Annotated in this window: 19 protein-coding genes; 7 read left to right on the plus strand and 12 right to left on the minus strand. The window is 73.4% G+C overall.

The window, feature by feature from the left end; genetic code table 11:
* Positions 1-24 precede the first annotated feature (24 nt).
* Together ABD236_RS14710 and ABD236_RS14715 are read right to left on the minus strand one after the other, a co-directional pair.
* A complete protein-coding gene (locus ABD236_RS14710) occupies positions 25-1,461 on the minus strand; it encodes a benzaldehyde dehydrogenase (RefSeq protein WP_344074078.1) in 1,437 nt (478 codons plus the stop codon).
* 205 nt (positions 1,462-1,666) lie between these two features.
* The gene (locus ABD236_RS14715; protein ID WP_344074079.1) at positions 1,667-2,851 is read right to left on the minus strand and encodes a thiolase family protein; all 1,185 of its coding nucleotides are present in this window, start codon (positions 2,849-2,851) and stop codon (positions 1,667-1,669) included.
* Between the two features lie 152 nt (positions 2,852-3,003).
* Between ABD236_RS14715 and ABD236_RS14720 the strand changes: the two genes are divergently transcribed.
* Entirely contained in the window at positions 3,004-4,503 is a 1,500-nt protein-coding gene (locus tag ABD236_RS14720) for an IclR family transcriptional regulator domain-containing protein (protein ID WP_344074080.1), read from the plus strand.
* On the opposite strand, the gene ABD236_RS14725 is transcribed toward ABD236_RS14720, so the two are convergent.
* From ABD236_RS14725 to ABD236_RS14755, 7 genes are all read right to left on the minus strand, one after another.
* Complete coding sequence (locus tag ABD236_RS14725; RefSeq protein WP_344074081.1) at positions 4,470-4,724, minus strand: hypothetical protein; 255 nt, start codon at positions 4,722-4,724, stop codon at positions 4,470-4,472. The genes ABD236_RS14720 and ABD236_RS14725 overlap by 34 nt on opposite strands.
* A gap of 81 nt (positions 4,725-4,805) precedes the next feature.
* Positions 4,806-5,846 (minus strand): LacI family DNA-binding transcriptional regulator, encoded by a 1,041-nt coding sequence (locus ABD236_RS14730; protein WP_344074082.1) that lies wholly within the window; start codon positions 5,844-5,846, stop codon positions 4,806-4,808.
* Between the two features lie 71 nt (positions 5,847-5,917).
* The gene (locus ABD236_RS14735) at positions 5,918-6,409 is read right to left on the minus strand and encodes a hypothetical protein (RefSeq protein WP_344074083.1); all 492 of its coding nucleotides are present in this window, start codon (positions 6,407-6,409) and stop codon (positions 5,918-5,920) included.
* The gene (locus tag ABD236_RS14740) at positions 6,406-6,582 is read right to left on the minus strand and encodes a hypothetical protein (RefSeq protein WP_344074084.1); all 177 of its coding nucleotides are present in this window, start codon (positions 6,580-6,582) and stop codon (positions 6,406-6,408) included. Before ABD236_RS14740 ends, ABD236_RS14735 begins: the two co-directional genes overlap by 4 nt.
* Positions 6,583-6,733: 151 nt before the next feature.
* Positions 6,734-7,936 (minus strand): helix-turn-helix domain-containing protein, encoded by a 1,203-nt coding sequence (locus ABD236_RS14745; protein WP_344074085.1) that lies wholly within the window; start codon positions 7,934-7,936, stop codon positions 6,734-6,736.
* Between the two features lie 106 nt (positions 7,937-8,042).
* Positions 8,043-8,681: an HAD family hydrolase gene (locus ABD236_RS14750; protein WP_344074086.1), complete on the minus strand. Its 639-nt coding sequence runs from the start codon at positions 8,679-8,681 to the stop codon at positions 8,043-8,045.
* 57 nt (positions 8,682-8,738) lie between these two features.
* A complete protein-coding gene (locus ABD236_RS14755) occupies positions 8,739-10,187 on the minus strand; it encodes an APC family permease (RefSeq protein ID WP_344074087.1) in 1,449 nt (482 codons plus the stop codon).
* 211 nt (positions 10,188-10,398) lie between these two features.
* Between ABD236_RS14755 and ABD236_RS14760 the strand changes: the two genes are divergently transcribed.
* Together ABD236_RS14760 and ABD236_RS14765 are read left to right on the plus strand one after the other, a co-directional pair.
* Positions 10,399-11,586 carry an ROK family protein gene (locus ABD236_RS14760; protein ID WP_344074088.1) on the plus strand — a complete coding sequence of 396 codons (1,188 nt, stop codon included), beginning with the start codon at positions 10,399-10,401 and terminating at the stop codon, positions 11,584-11,586.
* Between the two features lie 266 nt (positions 11,587-11,852).
* Positions 11,853-14,540 carry a glycoside hydrolase family 2 protein gene (locus ABD236_RS14765; protein ID WP_425543869.1) on the plus strand — a complete coding sequence of 896 codons (2,688 nt, stop codon included), beginning with the start codon at positions 11,853-11,855 and terminating at the stop codon, positions 14,538-14,540.
* 13 nt (positions 14,541-14,553) lie between these two features.
* Here ABD236_RS14765 and ABD236_RS14770 read toward each other — a convergent pair whose 3' ends face one another.
* Together ABD236_RS14770 and ABD236_RS14775 are read right to left on the minus strand one after the other, a co-directional pair.
* Entirely contained in the window at positions 14,554-15,591 is a 1,038-nt protein-coding gene (locus tag ABD236_RS14770) for a glycosyl hydrolase family 18 protein (RefSeq protein ID WP_344074089.1), read from the minus strand.
* Between the two features lie 101 nt (positions 15,592-15,692).
* Complete coding sequence (locus tag ABD236_RS14775; RefSeq protein ID WP_344074090.1) at positions 15,693-16,517, minus strand: TIGR02452 family protein; 825 nt, start codon at positions 16,515-16,517, stop codon at positions 15,693-15,695.
* Between the two features lie 134 nt (positions 16,518-16,651).
* Between ABD236_RS14775 and egtA the strand changes: the two genes are divergently transcribed.
* The 4 genes from egtA to egtD are packed head-to-tail and all read left to right on the plus strand — an operon-like array spanning position 16,652 to position 20,989.
* Positions 16,652-17,905: an ergothioneine biosynthesis glutamate--cysteine ligase EgtA gene (gene egtA / locus ABD236_RS14780; RefSeq protein WP_344074091.1), complete on the plus strand. Its 1,254-nt coding sequence runs from the start codon at positions 16,652-16,654 to the stop codon at positions 17,903-17,905.
* Positions 17,902-19,233: an ergothioneine biosynthesis protein EgtB gene (gene egtB / locus ABD236_RS14785; protein ID WP_344074092.1), complete on the plus strand. Its 1,332-nt coding sequence runs from the start codon at positions 17,902-17,904 to the stop codon at positions 19,231-19,233. The genes egtA and egtB overlap by 4 nt, the downstream gene beginning before the upstream one ends.
* A complete protein-coding gene (gene egtC / locus ABD236_RS14790; protein ID WP_344074093.1) occupies positions 19,233-20,012 on the plus strand; it encodes an ergothioneine biosynthesis protein EgtC in 780 nt (259 codons plus the stop codon). Before egtB ends, egtC begins: the two co-directional genes overlap by 1 nt.
* Positions 19,985-20,989, plus strand: a complete 1,005-nt coding sequence (gene egtD / locus ABD236_RS14795) for an L-histidine N(alpha)-methyltransferase (RefSeq protein ID WP_344074094.1) — start codon at positions 19,985-19,987, stop codon at positions 20,987-20,989. The genes egtC and egtD overlap by 28 nt, the downstream gene beginning before the upstream one ends.
* On the opposite strand, the gene ABD236_RS14800 is transcribed toward egtD, so the two are convergent.
* Complete coding sequence (locus ABD236_RS14800) at positions 20,967-22,220, minus strand: extracellular solute-binding protein (RefSeq protein ID WP_344074246.1); 1,254 nt, start codon at positions 22,218-22,220, stop codon at positions 20,967-20,969. The two genes, egtD and ABD236_RS14800, sit on opposite strands and share 23 nt — an antisense overlap.
* Between the last annotated feature and the right edge of the window lie 83 nt (positions 22,221-22,303).

The following is a 22,303-nucleotide window of genomic DNA, read 5'->3' on the forward strand; positions in this document are numbered from 1 at the left end:
CGACCCGCAGCCGACCTCCTGCCCTCAGAAACCATGCCCAGCCGGCTCCCGCCGGACCGTCGTCCAGCGCAGTTCCGTGAACGCCTCCACGTTCGCCGCGCCGCCGAACCGCGCACCGGTTCCGGACGCCGCGACGCCGCCGAAGGGCGCCACCGCCTCGTCGTTGACCGTCTGGTCGTTGATGTGGGCGATGCCCGTGGGGATGCGGTCCGCGAGCTCCAGGCCGAGGGCGGTGTCACGGGTGACGATGCCGAGGGAGAGCCCGTACGGGCCGTCGGCGGCCAGCGCGGCCGCCTCGTCGAGGGTGTGGAACGGCCGTACGGGCGCCACCGGCCCGAAGACCTCCTCCGCGTAGGCCGGGGTGGCGTCGTCGACGTCGGCGAGGACGGTCGGCCGGTAGAACAGGTCCCGGTGGGTGCCGCCCGCGGCGAGCCGGGCGCCACGGGCGGTGCTGGCCTCCACCAGGTGGTGCACCTTGGCGAGTTGGGACCGGTCGATCAGCGGGCCGAGGTGGACCTGCTCGCGGTACGGGTCGCCCACGGCCAGCGCGTCGGCCCGGGCGGCGAGCCGCTCCACGTACTCCTCGTAGAGCGAGGCGTGCACGAGGTGGCGGCCGGTCGTCATACAGATCTGGCCCTGGTGGAAGAAGGAGCCCCAGGATGCCTGGGCCACCGCGCCCCCGATGTCGGCGTCCTCCAGGACGACCAGCGCGGAGTTCCCGCCGAGCTCCAGATGGGCGCGCTTGAGCAGCCGCCCGGCGGCCTCGCCGACCCTGCGTCCGGCGGCGGTCGAGCCGGTGAAGGAGATCACCGGCACACCGGGGTCCGCGACCAGGGCCTGTCCGGCCTCGGCGCCGCCCGGCACCACGTGCAGCAGCCCCTCGGGCAGCCCGGCCTCCTCGAAGACCGCGGCGAGCGCGAGGCCGCCGCAGACGGCGGTGCGCGGGTCGGGCTTGAGGACCACGGCGTTGCCGAGCGCGAGGGCGGGCGCGACCGAGCGGACGGAGAGGATGAGGGGGGCGTTGAACGGCGCGATCACGCCGGTCACCCCGACCGGTACGCGCCGGGTGAAGCTGAGCCTCGGCTCCTCGCTCGGCAGCACCTCGCCCAGCGGCCGGGAGGCGAGCGCCGCGGCCTCGTAGCACTCCTGGGCGGCCACGTGCAGCTCGAAGTCGGCCTTGCCGGGTATCGAGCCCGACTCACGGACGAGCCATTCGCGCAGCTCGTCGGCGTAGTGGGTGAACAGGTCGCCCGCGCGGCGCAGGACGGCCGCGCGGGCGAGGTGCGGGGAGCGGGCCCAGCCGGGCTGGGCGGTGCGGCCCGCCGCGACGGCCGCCGCGATGTCGTCGGCGGTGGCCAGGGTGAGCGTGCCCAGACCCTCTCCCGTGGCGGGTTCGGTGACCTCGTACTCACCCCCCGACAGCGTGCGCGACTGCCAGGTCTTGGGGTCGAGCAGGGTCATGAAGGATCTCCAGTCTCACGCGTGATCGAGCGGAAGCCATGATCGCGGGGAAGTCCCGTGCGGCATCCTAGTCCGGTCCCGTGGAGAAACGACTCGCTCCCGTCACACCTGAGTCACCGGCAGCATCCGTGAGGCGTACGGCAGTTGAACTGGAAGGCTGCGATCCGCTCACGCGGGCCGTCCTCGGCGCCCGGTCGGCTCCCGTTCAGCGCTCCAGGACCAGGGCGAGCCCCTGGCCGACGCCGATACAGAGGGCGGCAAGCCCCACGCCCGAGCCCGCGGCGGCCAGTTGGTGGGCCACCGCGCCGGCCAGCCGGGCGCCCGAGGCGCCGAGCGGATGGCCGAGCGCGATGGCGCCGCCGCGCGGGTTGACCACGGCCGGATCCAGCTCGGGCCACTCGGCCAGGCACCCCAAGGACTGTGCGGCGAAGGCCTCGTTGAGCTCGAAGACGCGCAGGTCGCGCTGGCCCTTGCCCGCCTTGGCCAGCGCGGTGCGCACCGCCTCGACCGGGCCGAGGCCGAAGAGCTGCGGCTCGATGCCGGTGACCGCGGAGGTGCGGATGCGGGCGAGCGGCTCGCGGCCGGTGGCGCGCAGCCCTTCCTCGTCGACGAGGAGCAGCGCGGCGGCGCCGTCGTTGAGCGGCGAGGAGTTGCCCGCGGTCACCGAACCGCCTTCGCGGAAGGCGGGCTTGAGCCGGGCGAGCGCCTCCATGGTGGAGGACTCGCGGATGCACTCGTCGCGGACCAGGTCGACGCCCTCGTACGGGACGACCTCGTCCTCGTACAGGCCCTTCGCCCAGGCCTCGGCGGCCTTGCGGTGGCTGTCGAGGGCGAAGGCGTCCTGCTGCTCGCGGGTCAGCGCGTGGCGGTCCGCGATCAGTTCCGCGCCCTCGCCGAGCGCGACCGTCCACTCGGCGGGCATCCTCGGGTTGGTCATGCGCCAGCCGAGGGTGGTGGACCAGAGCTGCTGGTGGCCGGCCGGGAAGGCGCGCTCGGGCTTCTGCATCACCCACGGGGCGCGGGACATCGACTCCACACCGCCCGCGACCGCGATGTGCGCGTCGCCGAGCGCGATGGCGCGGGCGGCCTGGATGACGGCCTCCAGGCCGGAGCCGCACAGGCGGTTGACGGTGACACCGGGAACGGACACCGGCAGCCCGGCGAGCAGCACGGCCATCCGGGCCACATCGCGGTTGTCCTCGCCCGCGCCGTTGGCGTCGCCGAAGTAGACGTCGTCGAGCCGGGCCGGGTCGAGCTGCGGGGAGCGGCCGACGAGCGACTTCACCACGTGTGCGGCCAGGTCGTCGGGCCGCACCGAGGAGAGCGCGCCCCCGAACTTGCCGATGGGGGTGCGCACGGCGTCGACGATGTAGACGTCCCGGATGCTCATCGGTTCTCTCCCGCTGCTCGGTCGGCCGTGCTCCGCGTGGGTGGGCGACGCTTCCGGTCCGACGCACTCTGTTCGCCCAGTGAACTTTGGTTCACAATCAGTGCCGAGTGTCGGCCCGGCCGGGCGCGCTGTCAACGGCCCTTGGAGGACACGTGTCCGAAGACCCGTCGGTGGGCCCGCTGGAGCGCGGGCTCGCGGTGCTGCGCGCGCTCGCCGCGCGCGACCTGGACCGGGGCGCGCTCGTACGGTCCACCGGTCTCGCCCGGGCGACGGTGGACCGGGTGGTGGCGACCCTGGACGGGCTCGGCCTGGTCCGCGCCGACGGCCGGGAGGTGGCGCTCGCGCCGCGTCTGATGGCCCTGTCCGGCGCCTATCTGCGCGCCGGCGGGATTCCGGCGGCGCTCGGTCCGCCGGTGGCTGCGCTCGCGGACGAGCTGGACGAGTCCGTGTCGGTGGCCGTGCCGGACGGGCCGGGCGTCCGCGTGGTCCTCCAGGCGGCAGCCCGCCGCCGCAGGATGGCGCTCGCCTTCCGCATCGGCGACCTGCTGCCCGCCGACCGCTGTGCGCCGGGCGCGCTCTTCGCCGACCGGGCGCTGGAGTGGGCGCTCGACGAGGAGCTGATCGAGCCGGGGCTGATCGCGGTGGCGGTGCCCGTACGGGACGCGGCGGGCGCGACGGTGTGTGCGGTGAGCGTGGCGAGCCACACCAGCAGACATACGCCCGCCTCCCTGCGCGACACGGCGCTCCCCCGGTTGCGCGAGGCGCGCGACGCCATGGAGGCGGCGCTCGCCAAGCGGCGCGCGCCGGAGCCGGATCCGGTGACGGGCGCTCTCGTCACGGCGTCCGCCGGGCTCAAGCAGGAGCTCGGGCCCGGGTTCCTCCAGTCGCTGGCCCGGGGGCTCGCGGTGATGTGCGCGCTGGGGGCGGACCGGGGCGAGGGGCTGACGCTCACGACCGTCTCCGAGGCGACCGGCCTGGCCAGGGCCACCGTACGGCGCTCGCTCCACACTCTCGTACACCTGGGCTACGCGGACTGCGACGGGCGCCGTTTCCGGCTGCTCCCCCGGGTGCTCGAACTGGGCTGTGCCCGGCTGTCCGCGCTCGGGCCCGCCGAGGTCGCCCAGCCGCATCTGGCGCGCCTGGTGGCGCGGACGGGCGAGTCGGCCTCGATGGCGGTGCTCGACGGGGCGGACATCCGCTATGTGGCGCGTGTCCCGACCGTACGGATCATGAGCGTCGACATCACGGTGGGGACGCGGTTCCCGGCGTACGCGACGTCGATGGGCCGGGTGCTGCTGGCCGGTCTCGCGCCGGGCGAGCGGCCGCCGCTGCCGGACGGGCTGCCCGCGCTCACCCCGAACACGGTGACGTCGGCGGCCGAGTTGGCGCGGGTCGTCCAGCGGTGTGCGGACGAGGGGTACGCGCTGGTGGCCGAGGAGTTGGAGGAGGGTCTGCGGTCGCTGGCCGTGCCCGTGCTCGGGGCGGACGGGCGGGTGGCGGCGGCGGTGAACGTGGCGCAGCACGCGGGGCGTGGGAGCGCGGAGGAGATGGTGCGGGCGGTGCTGCCGGAGCTGCGGGCGACGGCCGGGGCGATCTCGGCGGAGCTGGCGGTGCTGGGTCACTCCGGGGCGACGAGCGCGGTGAGGCCGTAGTCGAGCTCGGCGCCGTCCACGAGGATCGCCTCGACGGTACGGGTGGCGGGGTCCACGTCGGCGACGATGCCGTGCCCGGCGTAGCGGGGGTAGCCCGTCTCACCGGTCTCGCCGGTCGCCTCGACGAGGGCGGAGCGAACGGCGCTGTCGGCGACCGACGCGGTGCCGCGGGTCTCCACATGGGAGGGGACGATGAGGATGACGAAGCGGGAGGGGTGCATGGGGGGACGGTAGGGGCGCGGAGGCGGCGGGCGGCGGGTGCCACTCCGCTGTTGGCGGATTTTCCCCACCTGCTCCGCGCGCTAGGTGGACTCCCGCCGCACCAGGCTCGCGCCCATCAGGTCCCCGCGCTCCCCCACCGTGGCCGGGTCGCGCACCGCCGCGTCCACCAGCTCGGCCAGGTGGCGGCCCGCGACCATGTCGATGTTGACGGTGGTCAGCCGGGGCCGCAGGAGGCTGCCCAGCAGGAGGTTGTCGGCGCCGACGATCGCCGCCTGCCCCGGAACGTCGACGCCGGCGTCCTGGAGGGCGCGCATCAGGAGCATCGCGTACTCGTCGTTGTACGCGAACACCGCGTCCAGGCCCAGCCCCCGCCAGCGCCGGGCCAGTGCGGCCGCGGCCTCCTCCTCGTACGCCAGCTCCAGCGGCTCGACCACCGTGTCCGTGCCCGCGACGGCCTTGCGCGCGCCCGCCAGGCGAGGGGTGGAGAAGAGCTCCAGGCCGGGTTCGGCCGGCACCACGACGCCGATGCGGCGGTGGCCGCGCTCCACCAGGTGATCTACCGCGCACCGGCCTATCGCGCGCTGGTCCATCAGCAGCGAGTGCGCGCCCTCGACGCGCTGCGGCCCGAGGGTGACGACCGCGCGCGCCCCCGACCGCTTCAGCAGCTCGACGCCCTGCGCGGTCAGCTCGGTCTCACCGAGCGAGATCACCGCGACCGGGCGCAGCTCGGCCCAGGCGCGGGCCGCGTCGTCGGCTCCCATGCCGAGGCTGCCGTACTGCACCACGGTGTAGTCGAGGCGCCGCAGCGCCCACTGCAACTCGTTGAGGAAGCGGCCGTAGAGCGGCCCGACCGGGATGTGCCCGCTGGGCAGCAGCACGATCCGGGTACGCCCGGCCCGCAGACTGCGGGCCGCCGCGTGCGGCACATACCCCAGCTCCTGGGCGGCCTCGCGCACCCGCACCCGGGTGGGCTCGCTGATGCGTACGGCCGAGGTGTTGTTGAGGACATAGCTCACCGTGGCCCGTGAGACACCGGCCAGCCGGGCCACGTCGGCACTGGTCGGGACCGGACGTTCGGCAGGCTGCTCCGACTGCTGCGGCTGCTTCGCTGTATCGCTCATCGCGTTCGGCATCCTTGCAGAAGCGGCGGGGGCGCGGTCCGGGGGTTGGCCGAAGTCGGTGGGGTGGGAGGCTATGGGGGCGCGGCACCCGGCGTGAGGGTGCCGCCGTTTCGCCCGAGCGCCACCAACTCGTCGACGGCCCCGGCCGCGCAGACACTGCCCGCCCGGAGTGGTGGCAGGGCCCAGTGCGGGCCGGGGCGCGCCGTGAGGTCGGGACGGGGTACGCCGAGCCAGGTCCCCGGGCGCAGGCATTCGGCGTCCGGCGCCCGCCACCCGGCATGGGTGCCGGGCGGGGCGAGGGCGTAGTACCAGACGCCGACGCCGTACGCGTCGTGGATGACGGCTCCGCCGGGGAGGGTTCTGGCGAGGAACGCGGCGACGACGTCGGGGTCTTCGCTGCCTGCGGCGGTGTGGACGATGGGCGCGGGCAGGCGGATCGCGTCGAACTTCTTGCCGGTCGGCACGAGGGCAATACCTACGGCGAATTCGCGTCGGGCCTGGGCGGGGACGGGGTGCGCGGAGGCGAGCCAGTCCGTGACGACCCTGTGGGCGCGGGCCATCATGGCGTGATCCCCCCGGCTCCGGCCGCTGCGGCGCACCCGGCGTGCGCGTAGCTGGTGTGGTCACCGCCGGTGTCGCCGACGAGCATGCGGGTGGGGGTGTCGGCGCCGGGTTCGTGGCACACCTCGCAGTGGCGGTACCGCGCCGGGTCCGCGGCTTCACCGGTGTCGCTCATACGTCACCCGCTTCGACGCCCCACCGTGACGCCACGAGGGCCGGCCCCTCGGATGTGTGCCTGCTCACCGGATCTCCCCTTCGCCATGCCATATGGACAGAACGGAGGATGGACTCGTGGCAGGGGCACAAGTGCTACAGCCTGTATCCCCTCAGATCCCCCGGCGGGGTTGCTCAATCGCGCCGATCCACTCCGCGTAGTGCGTCAACGACTCGGCGTCGGCCCGTTTCAGCCGGCGCAGCGTCGCCGCTGTCTCACGGGCCCACGGGTGCTCACGCGTGTGCTGCGGGGCGATACGGCGCGCGGCCTTCAGCGACTCGAAGGCATCGTCCATGCGGCCGGCCCACAACTGGGCGCGGGCCAGTTCGATGGAGAACCCGGAGCGCCGCTCAGCGGGCATCCCGTTCGGCGGCTTCCACTCGCGGGCGGTCCTCAGGGCCCGTTCGGCGTAGTCGCTGCCCAGACTCACGGCGACCGACACCTCGTGGGCGCGCACGGAGTCGGGGCCGAAGGCCGTGCCGTCGTAGACGTCCTCCCGGAGCCGGTCGGCCAGTCGCAGTGCCTCGTCGAGGTGGCTGTCGGCTGCCTCCGCGTCACCGGCCCGGCCCGCGATGACGGCTGCTCGCATGTGCAGGGACCCACGGGCCGCACTTGCCCTGTCGCGATCGGGCGCCGGACTGGCGTCGATGGCCGCCTCCAGGGCACGCAGGCCCGCCCTGTGGGCGCGAGCGGCAAAGAACGTCTCCGTCCGCACGTACGCCACCGAGGCCGCCAGCAGCGGCTCTTCGGCCCGGAGCGAGGCCCACCTCATCAGGTCCACCAGACGGGCGGAGAGGTCATGGGCACCGAACTTGAACGCCACGGCGTCGGCGGTCCGCGCGGCGGAGACGACCAGCGCGGCGGCGCGGCGTTCCTGGGCGCCCCGCTCCACAAGCAGGGAACGAAGGCTGTCCTCCAAGAGGCCCGGAATCACCTGCGAGATGCGGCCGTACTGGGCCCCCAGACGCCAGTTCACGGCTTCGTCCGCCGCCGCACACAGTTCGGGCAGCGTCCGGGTCGGCGGGCCCGCCGGGACGTCGTACGCGGCCAGCGCGGCGGAGATCGCGGGCAGGGCCCGGTGCACGCGGTGCTCCGTGCGCGCGTAGCCGGTACGGAGCACGGACGGGTCGACGCCAAGGGCGTCCGCCAGAGCGTCCAAAGAGGAATCGCCCGGCATCCGGGCCCCTCGTTCGACAGCCTTGACCATGGCGAGGGAGACAAAGGAGGCGCGGGCTAGGTCTTGTTGTGTCATGCGGCGGGAGCGGCGGGTGGCGGCGATGCGCTGCCCCACCTCGCGTGCGCGGTCGGCGGGCATACTGAACTCCGTTCGGGGCTGCACGACGAACGGTACCCATGCGTACAGACCGCGCGTACGTGAACTGCTGTCCCCACAGCCCGGGTTGGGGCAGCCCGGGTGTCGGCTACCCGGTGACGATGCGAACGAGCTCGTTCAGTGAGCGGATCCGCCAGTCCGCAGCCGCCGCCTCGGGCGTGTCCGCCCACAGATGGCCCCATGGCCCTCGCCGCAGGTGCGCCGTCTTCAGGCCCGCGGCGCGGGCGGGGCCGATGTCGTTGGCCGGATGGTCGCCGACGTACAGCGTCTCGTCCGGTGAAGTCCGCGCGGCTTCGACGACGCGCTCGAAGAACGCCGTTGAGGGCTTGGCCACGCCCCACTCGCCGGACGTGGCGATCACGTCGGCGGGTAGATCGAGTGCCCGCAGGAGTTCGGCGGCGCGAGTCGTCTGGTTCCCGGCGATCACGACCCGTACGCCCCGCTCACGCAGAGCCGTCAGGACGGGGCGTACGTCCGGGTACAGATCGGATTCGTCCAGGAACTCGCCCCGGCCGGCGGCCTCGCGAGCCGCATACTCCGCAGCCACGTCGATGTCCGGTCGGATGAGCCGCAGCGCGTCCGCGTTGTCCCGCCCCTGGGCGACCACGGCGCCGACCAGGGCGGCCACGGTGTGCCGGGGAGCGTCGAGCCAGTCGGCCCAGGAAGCCCAGTAACGGTCGTCCCGCACAAGGGTCTCGCCGACGTCGAAGGCCACTGCCCGAATCATGCCCCGGATCCTACGACCCGATCCCCGCGCCTCCGGACCCAGCCGATCCCACGGGAGTCACGCGGACACCTCGTCCCCCACCCCCCGCTCCAGATACTCCTCCCGAACCTCCCGCGCCCCGAACGGCCACACCTTCTCGAAACGTGCCCACGCCAGGAACGCGACACAGCCCAGCGCGACCCAGGCCAGGGACCATTCGATCGGGTGGCGGCCGGGAGCGTTCTTGTCGGCGTAGCCGTAGATGACCAGCCAGCCCACCAGGGCGACCAGGCTGGGCAGCGGGTAGAGCCACATCCGGTAGGGGCGGGGCAGGGACGGCTGGCGGTGGCGCAGTACCGTCGCCGCGGCGATCTGGGCCAGCGCCTGGACCAGCACCATCACCGTCGTGAGCAGCTGGATCAGCGTCGCCAGATCCGTGTGGCGGCCGATGAGGAAGCCGATCGCCGTGATCACGCCCATGGTGGCCAGGCCCAGGGTGGGGAAGCGGTGCCGGGGGTGGAGCTTGGCGTACGGGCGGAAGAAGACGCGGTCGCGGGCGGCGTCGTAGGGCACCCGGGAGCCGCCGAGCAGACCGGTGAACACGGAGGCGAAGGCCGTGATGAGGATGAGGACGGTGACGACGTCGGCGGCGCCCTTGCCCCAGGTCTTCTCCAGGACGGCGGAGGCCACCGAGGTGGAGGCGATGTCACCGGGGTCGGTCATCCGCTGCCAGTCGATGACGCCGAGGGTGCCGATCTGGAGGAGCAGGTAGATCGCCATGATGCCGAGGATCGAGAAGACGATGGAGCGCGGCAGGGTACGGCCGGGGTTCTTGATCTCGGCGCCCATGTACGCGGTGGTGTTGTAGCCGAGGTAGTCGTAGATGCCGATGGTGAGACCCGCGGCGAAACCGAGCCAGAAGTGGTCGCTGGTGAGCTCGAAGGCGCCCGAGGGGTAGGTGAAGGCGCGATCGGCGCTGAAGTGGGTGGCCGAGGCGACGATGACCAGGGTCACCGAGGCGATCATCACGGTCCACATCACGGCGGTGATGCGCGCGATGTGCTCGATGCCGCGCCAGAGCAGCAGCACGACCAGCGCTATCACCCCGAGTCCGACCAGGTCCCCGGTCGTCCGTCCCATGTCCGGGGCCAGATAGCCGAGGTACTGGACGAAGCCGACCACGCCCGTCGACATGATCAGCGGGATGAAGAGCATCGCCGTCCACACGAACAGGAACGGCATCAGCCGTCCGGTGCGGTACTGGAATGCCTGGCGCAGATAGACGTAACTACCTCCGGAGCCGGGCAGTGAGGCGCCGAGTTCGGCCCAGATCAGCCCGTCGGCCAGCGCGAGCACCGCTCCCGCGATGAAGCCGAGGACGGCCTGCGGCCCGCCGAAGGCGGCCACCATCAGCGGGATGGTGACGAACGGGCCGATGCCGCACATCTGGCTCATGTTGATGGCGACGGCCTGGAAGAGTCCGATACGGCGGACGAAGCCGCCGGACGGCGGCGGGGTTCCGGACACGAGGGGACCTCCCTGGGGCGGCTGGGGACGCTGGGTGCTGGGGACGCTGGGTGCTGGGGTGCTGGGGCGCTGGTGAAGTCGGCCGGCAACAGGGCGGGTTCGCCGGGGGCGGTCGGTCCGGCGCGCCGGGCGTGCTCAAGTTAAGTACCTTTACTTTGAGCGTCAAGAGGTCGCCCGGAAACCGTCGGGAGCGATACGTGAGAATGAGCGGATGACCAGCAGCGACGAGGGTGAGCAGCCCTGGAACCCACAGCGCCAGCGCAACAGCAACGAGCGGCTGCTGCTCGACCGGCTGCGCGCGGGCGGCCCCTCGTCGCGCGCCCAGCTCGCCCGTGAGAGCGGTCTGTCCAAGCCCACGGTCTCCAGCGCGCTGGCCGCGCTCGCCGCCACCGGCCTGGTCCGCGAGGCCGGGACGCACACCCCCGAGCGCGGCCGGTCCGCGGTGCTCTACGCCCCGGACCCGACCGCCGGGTACGCGCTGGGCATCGACATCGGGCGGGCCTGGCTGCGGGTGGCGCTCGCGGATCTGGACGGCGCGGTGGTGGCCCGCTCCGAGGTCCGCAACCAGGCCCGCACCTCCGGCACCATGGCGGACCTGGTGGTCACCACAGCCCACCAACTGGTCGCCGGATCCGGGGTGGACGCGGAGAAGATCGCCCAGGCGGTCGTCGGCACGCCCGGTGTGTACGACGCGGAGAAGCGGCGGGTGCGCTACGCCCAGCATCTGCCCGGCTGGGGCCGCACCGGCCTGTTCGACCGGATGCGCGACGGGCTCGGGGTGCCGCTCGCGGTGCACAACGACGCCAACCTTGCGGCGCTCGGCGAGTACACCTTCGGCGTCGGCGCGGGCAGCCGGCTGTTCGTGTACGTGATGGTCGGCACCGGCCTCGGCATGGGCGTGGTCAGCGAGGGCCGGCTCTTCACCGGGGCGCACGGCGGCGCCGGCGAGATCGGCTTCCTGCCCTGGCCCGGACGGCAGAAGCCGGACACCCTGGAGCACGCCGTGTCCGGCGACGCGGTGGTGGCGGCGGCGCGCTCGCACGGCATGGCCGGGCCGCTGACGGCTAAGGACGTCTTCGCGGCGGCACGGGCCGGCGACCCCGCCGCGGTCAAGGCGGTCGAGCTGGAGGGCGAGCGCCTGGCCCACACCGTGGCGGCGGTCGCGGCGGTGCTCGACCCGGATCTGGTGGTGCTCGGCGGGGGCGTGGGGCACAGCGCGGATCTGCTGCTGCGGACCGTACGGGAGACCCTGCGCACCCTGACCCCGCTGCGCCCGAAGGTGGCGCCGAGCTCCCTGGGCGAGGACGCGGTGCTGCTCGGCGCGGTGGCGACGGCGCTGGACACGGCGCGGGACGTGACCTTCGAGCGGCGGACGCGCTCGGGTGCCCCTGGCCGTTGACCCGGCGGCGGCCTTGGCCCTCCCCACCATGGCCGATGACCCGGCCTTGGCGGTTGACCCGGCCCCGGCCGTGGCCTGGCTCTCGCCGAGACGGCGCGCTCTGAGGGGCTCAAGGAGGCTCCCCTCGAGGGGCTCGGTCGTTGACATGGATTGCTCAGATCTCTACCTTCGGGGTGCAGGTTAGTAAGGATTCCTAACTTGGCTGGCCGGACCGCTCGCCGGCCCGGACACCTACGGATGCTTGACCTGGATGCCGGGAGACCTCCGTGTTCCACCGTCGACTCTTCGTCCGCAGAAGGACCGCCGCGGCCGCCGCGTTCACCCTGGCCCTCGCGCTCGCCTCGGGCGTCCACCCGGCAACTCCCGCCGCCCGCGCGGCGGTCGCCCCCAGCACGACCGCGCTGTCCGGCTACGCCATCCAGTCCACCGCCGCGGTCACCGACTCCGCGGCGGCGGTCTCCAGCCCCGGCTACCCGGCGGCAGGCTGGTACCGGGCGGGGCCGCGCTCCACGGTCCTCGCGGCCCTGCTCGCGGCCGGCAAGTACGCCGACCCGTTCTACTCCACCAACCAGAAAAACATTCCCACGGCGGACTTCACCGTCCCGTGGTGGTACCGCTCGGACTTCACCGTCACGGACACCTCCTCGCGTACGTACCTCGACTTCAGCGGTGTCGTCTCGGCCGCCGACGTGTTCGTCAACGGGCGACAGCTCGCGGACAAGGCCGCGGTCGCCGGGGCCTACACCCGCCACGAGCTGGACATCACCTCGGCGGTGCGGCCCGGCACCAACACCGTGGCGTTCCGCGTCCAGCCCAACGATCCCAGGAAGCACTTCACCATGGGATGGATCGACTGGCTCCAGCCGCCGCCGGACGAGAACATGGGAATCGTCAGGGACGTGCTGGTGCGGCGCGGCGGCCCGGTGGCGCTGCGGGACGCGCACGTGGTGACCGCGCTCGTCGTGCCGTCCCTCGCGGGCGCCGACCTGACGGTGAAGGCCCAGGCCCGCAACGACTCGGCGAGCCCCGTCACCGCGACCGTCTCCGGCACCGTCGGCGCGGTCTCCTTCAGCCAGGACGTCACCCTCGCCGCCCATGAGACCAAGGCCGTCACCTTCACCCCGGCCGCCTACCCCCAGCTCCACCTCGCCTCGCCGCGCGTGTGGTGGCCGGCCGGGATGGGCGAGCAGGCGCTGTACGGGCTCGATCTGACCGCCTCGGTCTCCGGCAGCGCCTCCGACACCGTGCATGAGACCTTCGGCATCCGCGACGTGAAGGCGCCGCTCAACGCGGACGGCGCCCGCCAGTACACGATCAACGGCCGCCCGCTGCTGATCAAGGGCGGCGGCTGGTCACCGGACGAGTATCTGCGCTGGGACAGCGCCTATGCGGAGGACCGGCTCACGTACGCGCTGGACCTGGGTCTCAACACCATCCGCCTCGAAGGGCACATCGAACCGGACGAGTTCTTCGACCTCGCGGACCGCTACGGCATCCTCACCCTCCCCGGCTGGGAGTGCTGCGACAAGTGGGAGGGCCAGGTCAACGGGAGCGAGCCGGGCGAGAAGTGGAGCGCGGCGGACTACCCGGTCGCGAAGGCGTCGATGGCCGCGGAGGCGGCCCGGCTGCGCGACCACCCCAGTGTGATCTCCTTCCTCATCGGCAGCGACTTCGCCCCGGACGCGACGATCGAGAAGAACTACGTGGACGCGCTGCGGGCCGCCGACTGGCCGACGCCCGTGGTGGCCGCCGCCTCCGCCAACTCCGCGCCCATCAGCGGAAGTTCGGGCATGAAGATGAGCGGCCCGTACGACTGGGTGCCGCCGAACTACTGGTACAACAAGCAGGAGGGCGGGGCGACCGGCTTCAACTCCGAGACCAGCGCGGGCCCCGACGTGCCCACCCTGGACACCCTGCGCCGGATGATGTCACCGGCCGAGCTGGAGACGCTCTGGAAGAACCCGTCGGCCAAGCAGTACCACCGCTCGTCCTCCTCCGTCTTCGCCACCCTCGGCATCTACGACGCGGCGCTGAGCGGGCGCTACGGCCCTCCCAGCGGTCTGGACGACTATGTGCGCAAGGCGCAGCTCGCCCAGTACGAGAACGTCCGCGCGCAGTACGAGGCGTACGCCCGCAACGCCAAGGACGTGTCCAAGCCCGCGACCGGCGTCGTGTACTGGATGTTCAACAGCGGCTGGACCTCCCTGCACTGGCAGTTGGTGGACCGCTGCCTCGACCAGGGCGGCGCGTACTTCGGCGCGAAGAAGGCGAACGAGCCGCTGCACGTCCAGTACTCCTACGACGACCGCTCGGTCGCGGTGGTGAACAACCGGCACGAACCCGTCTCGGGTCTCACCGCCCGGGTGACGCTCTTCAGCACGGACGGGACGCAGAGGTACGACCGGACGGCGACGGGCGTGGCCGTGGGCGGCGACGGGGGGAGGACGACCGCGCTGACCGTCCCGGCGAGCGTGAGCGGGCTGTCGACCACCTACCTGGCCCGGCTGCTGCTCACCGACGCGAGCGGCAAGGAGGTCAGCCGCAATGTGTACTGGCTCTCCACCAAGGCGGACGTCCTCGACTACGCGCAGACCGACTGGTACCACACCCCCACCACGGCCTACGCCGACCTGAAGGGGCTGAGCACGATGGCGCAGGCGGCGGTGACCGCCACCGGCGCGACCACCGCCCACCCCGATGGCACCTCGACCACGACCGTCACCCTCACCCGCACGGGCCCGGGCAGCACCCCGGCCCTGCTCACCGACGTCCACCTCGTCGACGCGCGGAACGCCCCGGTGCTGCCCGTGCGCTGGTCGGACAACCAGGTCACGCTCTGGCCCGGCGAGACGACGACGCTCACCGCCACCTACCGCACCGCCGACCTGCGCGGATCCGCCCCGTGGCTGCGGGTCTCGGGCTGGAACACCCCGACGGCCACGGTCCACGGCTGAGCCGGGCGGCCGGTCAGGTCCTGGCCAGCACCGGCCACACCGCCGGGTCCTCGAAGTTCAGCGCCCACAGGGAGGTGTTGCGCACGCCGTAGCGGGCCAGGACCGGCAGGTCGGCCTCGACGCCCCGGGCGTCCTGGTACCAGACCTCGCGGGCGGTGTCCCCGTCCTGGTAGGAGAAGTGCGGGGTCTGCGACACCGGGTCGAGCCGGTACGGCGCGCCCTCGGCGACGCGCAGCGCCTCCGCCTCCCGCCAGGTGACGTGCCGGGCGCGGCCGCCTCCGGCCGCGGGCCAGTCCCAGCCGTACGCGGGCAGGGCCATCTCGATCCGGTCGGGCGGGATCAGCGCGGTGGCCCGGCGCAGGATCTCCTCGTACCAGTCGACCCCGGCGAGCGGTCCGGGGGCGCCGCCCGACCAGTGCCGGTCGTACGCCATGATCCGCACCCGGTCGGCGGCCCGGCCGAGCGCCGCGTAGTCCCAGACGCGCCCGGTGGTTGCGGTCTGCGGGGAGACGGTGCTCACGCACTTCTTGGCCAGGGCGTGCAGCCGGGCGCACAGCTCGGCGATGAACGTGGCGTAGTTCGCCCGTACCGCCGGGTAGGCCGCGTCGCCGGTCGGGGCGATCGACTCGTAGTCGATGTCCAGGCCGTCGTAGGAGCGGCTGCCCACCACCGTGAGCAGGGCCGTGATGTGCGTGGCGCGGCGGGCCGGGTCGGCCAGGATCGCGGCGAGGACGCCGGGCTTCATGGTCTCCATGACGGTCGGCACCACCGCGATCCCGGCCGCGTGCAGCCCGTCGACGACGCGCTGGGCGCCCGCGCCGGGGTGGCCGTCGATGCGCTCGGCGCTGATCGCCTGGTACCAGAACGGGCTGACGGTGTGCAGCTGGGCCGCGTGGCGCAGGGCGTCCTGGTAGGCGCCCTCCTGGTCCCAGTACGGCAGCCAGCCGGAGACCGTGCGGGGCGGCGCGGGGTCGGCGGCGGAGAGGGGCGGGGGCACGGCGAGGACGGCCAGGAGGGCGGCGAGCAGCGCCGCGCAGGCTCGGATGATCATGTCCCGAGCCTGGCGGCCGTCCGCTCGCGGGGCCCGCGTCCGCTGCGCCGTCCGGCGCAAGCGCGGCGCCGACAGTCACCCGCAGGCGGTCCCGGGGCCGGTCAGACGGTCGCGAAGACCCGCTCGAAGGCCCTCAGCGTCGCCCGGTCCGCCGTGCGGTCCAGGACGGCGAATACCACTTCGTCGAAGTGGCGCGCGAACCTGCCGTCGCCGGTGAGGTGGGTGTGGAAGGCGCCCGCCACCCGCGCCGGGTCGTTGCGGAAGACCCCGCAGCCCCAGGCGCCGAGCACCAGCCGCCGGTAGCCGCAGACGGCGGCGGTCTCCAGGACCCGCTCGGCGCGCCGCGCCAGGGCGTCCGGGATACGGCCGGCCGCCTCCGGGGTCCGCTGCCGGATCACTCCCGCGTTGGGCGCGGGCGAGGTCAGGAAGCCGACCCGGAACGGCTCGTCGAGGAGCCGGCCCCGGTCGTCCCGGAAGACCGGCACACCGGGCGAGTGGATCACCCGGTCGGTGTAGAAGACATCGCGGTCGGCGCGGTGGTGCTCGTAGAATCCGGGCGCCCGCAGCAGCGTCGCGTAGAGCGCGGAGGAGCGGCACAGCGCCTCCTCCTGGGCCTGGGCGCCGTTCAGGAAGCCGCCGCCGGGGTTGCGTGCGGAGGCGAAGTTCAGCACGGCCACCTCGCCGGATCCCTCGCCCACCAGCCGCCGGGCCGCCTCCAGGCTGCTCTCGCCGGTCACCGCGCATACGCTGGAGCGGTCGGTGTCGGGCGTCACGGGCACCGGGCCGGGGCCGAAGAGCCGGGTTCCGTCGACGGCCGCCGCCAGCCAGGCGGCGATCGAGACCGTGGCACCGGCGGGCGTCTCGTACGCCCCGACTTCGGTGATCTTCACGGTGTGGCGCGCGAGGTCGCGCAGTCGTGCACTCATATCTAGCATCGTTGACGCCAGGAGAACACTCCCGCAACATACTTTCCGTCCGGATGGGCACTCTTGTGCGAGAAGACGGCAGTGGCTTAGGTGGGACAGTGCACCGAAAAGGCCCCCGAGTTGGGGAAGCGACCATGCTGACCAGACAGTTCACCGAAACGGAAGCGGATGATCTGCTTCGATGTATCTGCTTCAAGACCGGCCCACCTCGTGCCGTCGGTGTAGAAGTGGAGTGGCTCGTCCATGATCTGCACGACCCCCGCCTCCCCGTCGAGCACGACCGACTCGCCGCCGCCTACGCCTCGTTGAGGGCGCTCCCCCTGCGGTCGGCACTCACCGTCGAACCAGGCGGCCAGCTGGAGCTCAGCTCGCTTCCCGCCGGTTCCCTCATGGAGTGCGTCGACTCCGTCGCGGCCGATCTGCGAGCCGTCCGGACCGCGCTGCGCGCCAGGGACCTCACTCTCGCCGGGCACGGCCAGGACCCGTGGCAGCCGCCGCGCCGCTTCCTGCACGAGCCCCGCTACGACGCCATGGAAGCCCACTTCGACCGGACCGGCCCGGCCGGGCGGGCCATGATGTGCGCCTCCGCCTCCGTCCAGGTCTGCCTCGACGCCGGGTACGAGGAGCCGGGCCCGCTCGGCTTCGGACGCCGCTGGCGCCTGGCCCACCTCCTCGGCGCGGTCCTGGTGGCCGCGTTCGCCAACTCCCCCTGGCGGGAGGGCGAGCGGACCGGCTGGCGCTCCTCCCGGCAGGCGGTGTGGGCGGACATCGACCCGGTACGCTCGCTCGCGCCCCCGCTGGACGCCGAGCCCCGGGCCGCCTGGGCGGCGTATGTGCTGGACGCGCCGGTGATGTGCGTGCGCTGCGACGACGGGCCGTGGGACGCACCCCAGGGGCTCACCTTCCGGGAGTGGCTGCGCTCGGGCGAGCCGCGCCCGGCCACTCGCGAGGACCTCGACTACCACCTCACCACGCTCTTCCCGCCGGTACGGCCGCGCGGGCACCTGGAGCTGCGCATGATCGACGCGCAGCCCGGCGAGGACGGCTGGATCGTCCCGCTCGCCGTGACCACCGCGCTCTTCGACGACCAGGAGGCGGCCGAGACCGCCTACCGCGCCGTCAAGTCGCTCGCGGAGAGGGCGGGTTCGGCGCCCGCGCCGCGCAACCCGCTGTGGGCCGACGCGGCCCGGTCGGGGCTCGCCGACCCCGAGCTGCGCGAGGCCGCCGCGCTCTGCTTCGCCGCCGCGCTGGAGGCACTGCCCCGGCTCGGCGCCACCCCCGAGGTCCGCGCGGCGGTCGTCGCCTTCACGGACCGCCATGTCGCACGGGGCCTCTCCCCCGCGGACATCCCCCTCGCGCCCGCACCCGGGAAGGACACCCCCTCATGACCGGCCCCGTACCCACCGGAGCGGCCCCCACCGACCCGGGGGCGCTGCGGCAGCGCGCCCTGGACGCCCTCACCGCCGCGCGGGCGCGCACCGCCACCCTCACCTCGTGCGTCGACGACCACGACCTCACCGCCCAGCACTCCCCGCTGATGTCACCGCTGGTCTGGGACCTGGCGCACATCGGCAACCAGGAGGAGCAGTGGCTGCTGCGGGCCGTCGCCGGGCGGGACGCGATGCGCCCGGAGATCGACTCGCTGTACGACGCCTTCGAGCACCCCCGGGCCTCCCGCCCCTCGCTGCCGCTGCTCTCGCCCGCCGAGGCGCGCCGCTACGCCGCGGAGGTGCGCGGGCGGGCGCTCGACGTCCTGGAGTCCACCCCGCTGGAGGGCGGTTCCCGCCTCGTCGACGCGGGCTTCGCCTTCGGGATGATCGCCCAGCACGAACAGCAGCACGACGAGACGATGCTGATCACCCATCAGCTCCGCACCGGCCCGGCCGCGCTCTCCGCCCCCGAGCCGCCGCCCGGCTCCACCGCGGACCTGCCCCGCGAAGTGCTGGTCCCCGGCGGCCCGTTCACCATGGGCACCTCGGCCGAGCCCTGGGCCCTGGACAACGAGCGCCCGGCCCACCACCGCATCGTCCCGGCCTTCCACCTGGACACCACCCCGGTGACCTGCGGCGCGTATCTGCGCTTCATCGAGGACGGCGGTTACACCGACGAGCGCTGGTGGGAGCCGAAGGGCTGGGCCATGGTGCGCCGGCACGGGCTCACCGCCCCGCTGTTCTGGCGCCAGGAGGGCGGCCAGTGGCTGCGCCGCCGGTTCGGGGTGACCGAGCCCGTACCACTGGACGAGCCGGTGCTCCACGTCAGCTGGTACGAGGCCGACGCCTACGCCCGCTGGGCCGGACGGCGGCTGCCGACCGAGGAGGAGTGGGAGAAGGCGGCCCGGTTCGACCCGGCATCCGGCCGCTCCCGACGCTACCCGTGGGGCGACGCCGACCCCACCTCCGAGCACGCCAACCTGGGCCAGCGCCATCTGCGCCCGGCCCCCGCCGGGGCCTATCCGGCGGGCGCGTCGCCGCTGGGCGTGCGCCAGCTGATCGGTGACGTGTGGGAGTGGACGTCCAGCGACTTCATGCCCTACCCCGGTTTCGTCGCCTTCCCCTACCGCGAGTACTCGGAGGTGTTCTTCGGCCCCGACCACAAGGTGCTGCGCGGCGGCTCGTTCGCCGTGGACCAGGTGGCCTGCCGGGGCACCTTCCGCAACTGGGACCTTCCGGTGCGGCGGCAGATCTTCGCCGGGTTCCGGACCGCGAGGGACGCCTGATGTGCCGTCATATCGCCTTCGTGGGCGAGCCTTCGACCCTCGGTGAGCTCCTGGTGAGCCCGCCGCACGCGCTCTACCGGCAGTCCTGGGCGCCGCGCCGACAGCGGTACGGGACGGTCAACGCCGACGGGTTCGGGGTCGGCTGGTACGCCGAGGGCGACCCGGTGCCGGGCCGCTACCGCCGGCCGGGCCCGATCTGGGCCGACCCGTCCTTCGCGGACCTGGCCCGGGTGGTGCGCACCGGCGCGCTGCTCGCCGCGGTCCGGGACGCCACCGAGCCGGGCCCGGACAACGAGGCGGCCGCCGCCCCCTACGCCGCCGGGCCCTGGCTGTTCAGCCACAACGGCGCCGTGCGCGGCTGGCCCGGCTCGCTGGCGGCCCTGGCCGCCGGGCTGCCCGCCGAGGAGCTGCTGCGCCTGGAGGCCCGCTGCGACTCCGCGCTGGTGTGGGCGCTGCTGCTGCACCGGCTGCGGGCGGGCGACGAGCTGGGCCGGGCGCTCGCCGAGACGGTGGCCGAGGTCGCCGGGGCGGCCCCCGAGTCCCGGCTGAACCTGCTGCTCACGGACGGCGTGACGATCGCCGCCACGGCCTGGGGCGACACCCTGTGGTACCTGGCCCGGCCGGGCGAGCGCACGGTCGTCGCCTCCGAGCCCTACGACGACGACCCGCACTGGCACGAGGTCCCCGACCGCACCCTGCTGGCCGCGACCCGTACCGATGTCGTACTGACCCCCCTCAAGGAGCCTTCCTCGTGCACGAGTCCCACCCGTTCCAGCTGACCCGCACCCTGCCCGAGGACGCCACCGGAGCCGCGCTGCGCGCCGACGTCCTGAACGGGCTGACGGGCACGCCCAAGACCCTGCCGCCCAAATGGTTCTACGACGCCCGCGGCAGCGAGCTGTTCGAGGAGATCACCCGGCTCGACGAGTACTACCCCACGCGCGCCGAGCGCGAGATCCTGGAGCGGCGCGCGGCCGAGATCGCCGCTGCCTCCGGCGCCCGCACCCTGGTCGAGCTGGGCTCGGGCTCCTCGGAGAAGACCCGGCTGCTGCTGGACGCGCTGCCCGACCCGCTCACGTACATCCCGGTGGACGTCAGCGAGAGCGCCCTGACCGGGGCGGCGCGGACGCTGATCGAGGAGCGGCCGAAGCTGGAGGTGCACGCGCTGATCGCCGACTTCACCCGCCCGCTCGACCTGCCCGCGGCCCCCGGCCCGCGCCTGGTGGTCTTCCTCGGCGGCACCATCGGCAATCTGCTGCCCGCCGAGCGCGCCGAGTTCCTGGCGTCGGTCGCCGCGGTGATGGAGCCCGGCGACAGTCTGCTGCTCGGCACCGACCTGGTGAAGGAGGAGTCGGTCCTGGTGCGGGCGTACGACGACGAGGCAGGGGTGACGGCGGAGTTCAACAAGAACGTGCTGGCCGTCATCGACCGCGAGCTCGGCGCGGACTTCGGCCTCGACGACTTCGCGCACGTGGCGCGCTGGGACGCCGAGCACGAGTGGATCGAGATGCGGCTGCGGGCCCGCGCCGACCTCACGGTGAAGATCCCCGAGCTGGACCTGGTGGTCCGCTTCGCGGAGGGCGAGGAGCTGCGGACCGAGATCTCGGCGAAGTTCCGCCGCGAGGGCGTCCGGGCGGAGCTGGCGGCCGCCGGGCTGACGGCCACCCACTGGTGGACCGACGCCGACGGCCGGTTCGCGCTGTCGCTGGCGGTCCTCGGCGGCGCGGGCGCCGTCACGGGAACAGCAGCGAGCTGATCCGTGAGGAGGCCGACCTGGCCGCCGTCCTCGGGTCGGCGCCCGTGAGCACGGCGGTCATGTACGGCTTGATCGGGTTGTCGGCCTCGACGGCGGCCCACTGGGGCGAGTTGGGCGTGGCCCTGCCCTGGGCCGCGCCCTGCGCCATCGCGGCCGTGCCCGCCTGGTTCTCCACGGCGGCCGCGAGCGAGGGCTTGTTGGGGACATAGCTCATGGTGGCGGCGAGGTCCTGCTGCCACTTCTCCCCGGCGAGCGCCTTGACCACCTGTACGGCCTCGTTGTGGTGGGCCGACCGCTTGGGCACGATCAGGTCCGAGCCGCCGGTGAAGACCGCGCCGGGCTTCGCGGCCGTCTTGCCGGGGATGGGGAAGTAGCCGAGCTTGTCGGCGAGGGCCGGGTTGGCCTTCTGGATGGCCTTGGCGGTGCCGGGGACGGCGATGATCTGGGCGACCTTGCCCTTGGCGAAGACCTCGGCCTGCGGGGGCGTGGCCTCGTCGGCGTTCTTGGGCCCGGCGCCCAGCGCCTGGAGGCGGCGGTAGAAGTCCATGCCGCGCAGCGCGGCGGGCGTGGCGAGGGTGCCGGTCCACTCTCCGGCGCTCTCCTGGGCGAGCTCGCCGCCCTCGTCCCAGATGAACCCGGCGAGGGTGTACCAGTCCTGTCCGGCGAGGTAGATGCCCTGGGTGGCGCCCGTGTTGAGCTTCTCCGTGTCGCTCAGCCACTCGGCGCGCGTCTTGGGGGCCTTGGTGATGCCCGCCGCCTCGAACAGGTCCTTGTGGTAGATGACGACGCGGTTCGCCGCGTACCAGGGGATGCCGTACTGCACCCCGTCGACCCTGCCGGGCTCCGCGAGGCCCGGCAGCCAGTCCTTGCTGCCCCAGTCGCGCAGCGACTCCAGGGTCAGGTCGAGCAGTCCGCCGCTGGCCGCGTACTGGGCGACCTGGGTGTTGCCGACTTCGATGACGTCGGGCGCCTCACCGGCCTTGAGGGCGGCGGTCACCTTCTGGCCGACGCCGGTCCACTCCTGGATCCGTACGTCGAGCTTCACCGAGGGGTGCTCCTTCTCGTACGCGTCGGTGAAGCGCTCGACGAACTCGTCGGAGGCGCTGTCCTTCATCAGCCACACGGTGACGGTGGTGGTGGAGTCCCCGCCCACGCCCGGCAGCGCGCCGCAGCCGCCGAGTGCGAGGGCCGTGACGAGCACGACGGGGGCATGGAGGAAGCGGTTCTTCACGGAGGTCACCTTCTGCGTCATGGCACGGGCAGTCATGACCCGACGTGGGGAAAGCGCAGACGGCTCTTCTGGGGGAAAGGGCG

This window comes from Streptomyces crystallinus, assembly GCF_039521265.1.
GTDB lineage: Bacteria > Actinomycetota > Actinomycetes > Streptomycetales > Streptomycetaceae > Streptomyces > Streptomyces crystallinus.

Bases quoted from the DNA above. Each gene is read 5' to 3' on its own strand.
- ABD236_RS14760 (WP_344074088.1), top strand. From the start codon at position 10,399: ATGACCAGCAGCGACGAGGGTGAGCAGCCCTGGAACCCACAGCGCCAG.
- ABD236_RS14715 (WP_344074079.1), bottom strand. From the start codon at position 2,851: ATGAGCATCCGGGACGTCTACATCGTCGACGCCGTGCGCACCCCCATC.
- egtA (WP_344074091.1), top strand. From the start codon at position 16,652: ATGCTGACCAGACAGTTCACCGAAACGGAAGCGGATGATCTGCTTCGA.
- egtB (WP_344074092.1), top strand. From the start codon at position 17,902: ATGACCGGCCCCGTACCCACCGGAGCGGCCCCCACCGACCCGGGGGCG.
- ABD236_RS14710 (WP_344074078.1), bottom strand. From the start codon at position 1,461: ATGACCCTGCTCGACCCCAAGACCTGGCAGTCGCGCACGCTGTCGGGG.
- ABD236_RS14725 (WP_344074081.1), bottom strand. From the start codon at position 4,724: ATGCACCCCTCCCGCTTCGTCATCCTCATCGTCCCCTCCCATGTGGAG.
- ABD236_RS14770 (WP_344074089.1), bottom strand. From the start codon at position 15,591: ATGATCATCCGAGCCTGCGCGGCGCTGCTCGCCGCCCTCCTGGCCGTC.
- ABD236_RS14735 (WP_344074083.1), bottom strand. From the start codon at position 6,409: ATGATGGCCCGCGCCCACAGGGTCGTCACGGACTGGCTCGCCTCCGCG.
- ABD236_RS14745 (WP_344074085.1), bottom strand. From the start codon at position 7,936: ATGCCCGCCGACCGCGCACGCGAGGTGGGGCAGCGCATCGCCGCCACC.
- ABD236_RS14775 (WP_344074090.1), bottom strand. From the start codon at position 16,517: ATGAGTGCACGACTGCGCGACCTCGCGCGCCACACCGTGAAGATCACC.
- ABD236_RS14730 (WP_344074082.1), bottom strand. From the start codon at position 5,846: ATGAGCGATACAGCGAAGCAGCCGCAGCAGTCGGAGCAGCCTGCCGAA.
- ABD236_RS14750 (WP_344074086.1), bottom strand. From the start codon at position 8,681: ATGATTCGGGCAGTGGCCTTCGACGTCGGCGAGACCCTTGTGCGGGAC.
- ABD236_RS14740 (WP_344074084.1), bottom strand. From the start codon at position 6,582: ATGAGCGACACCGGTGAAGCCGCGGACCCGGCGCGGTACCGCCACTGC.
- egtC (WP_344074093.1), top strand. From the start codon at position 19,233: ATGTGCCGTCATATCGCCTTCGTGGGCGAGCCTTCGACCCTCGGTGAG.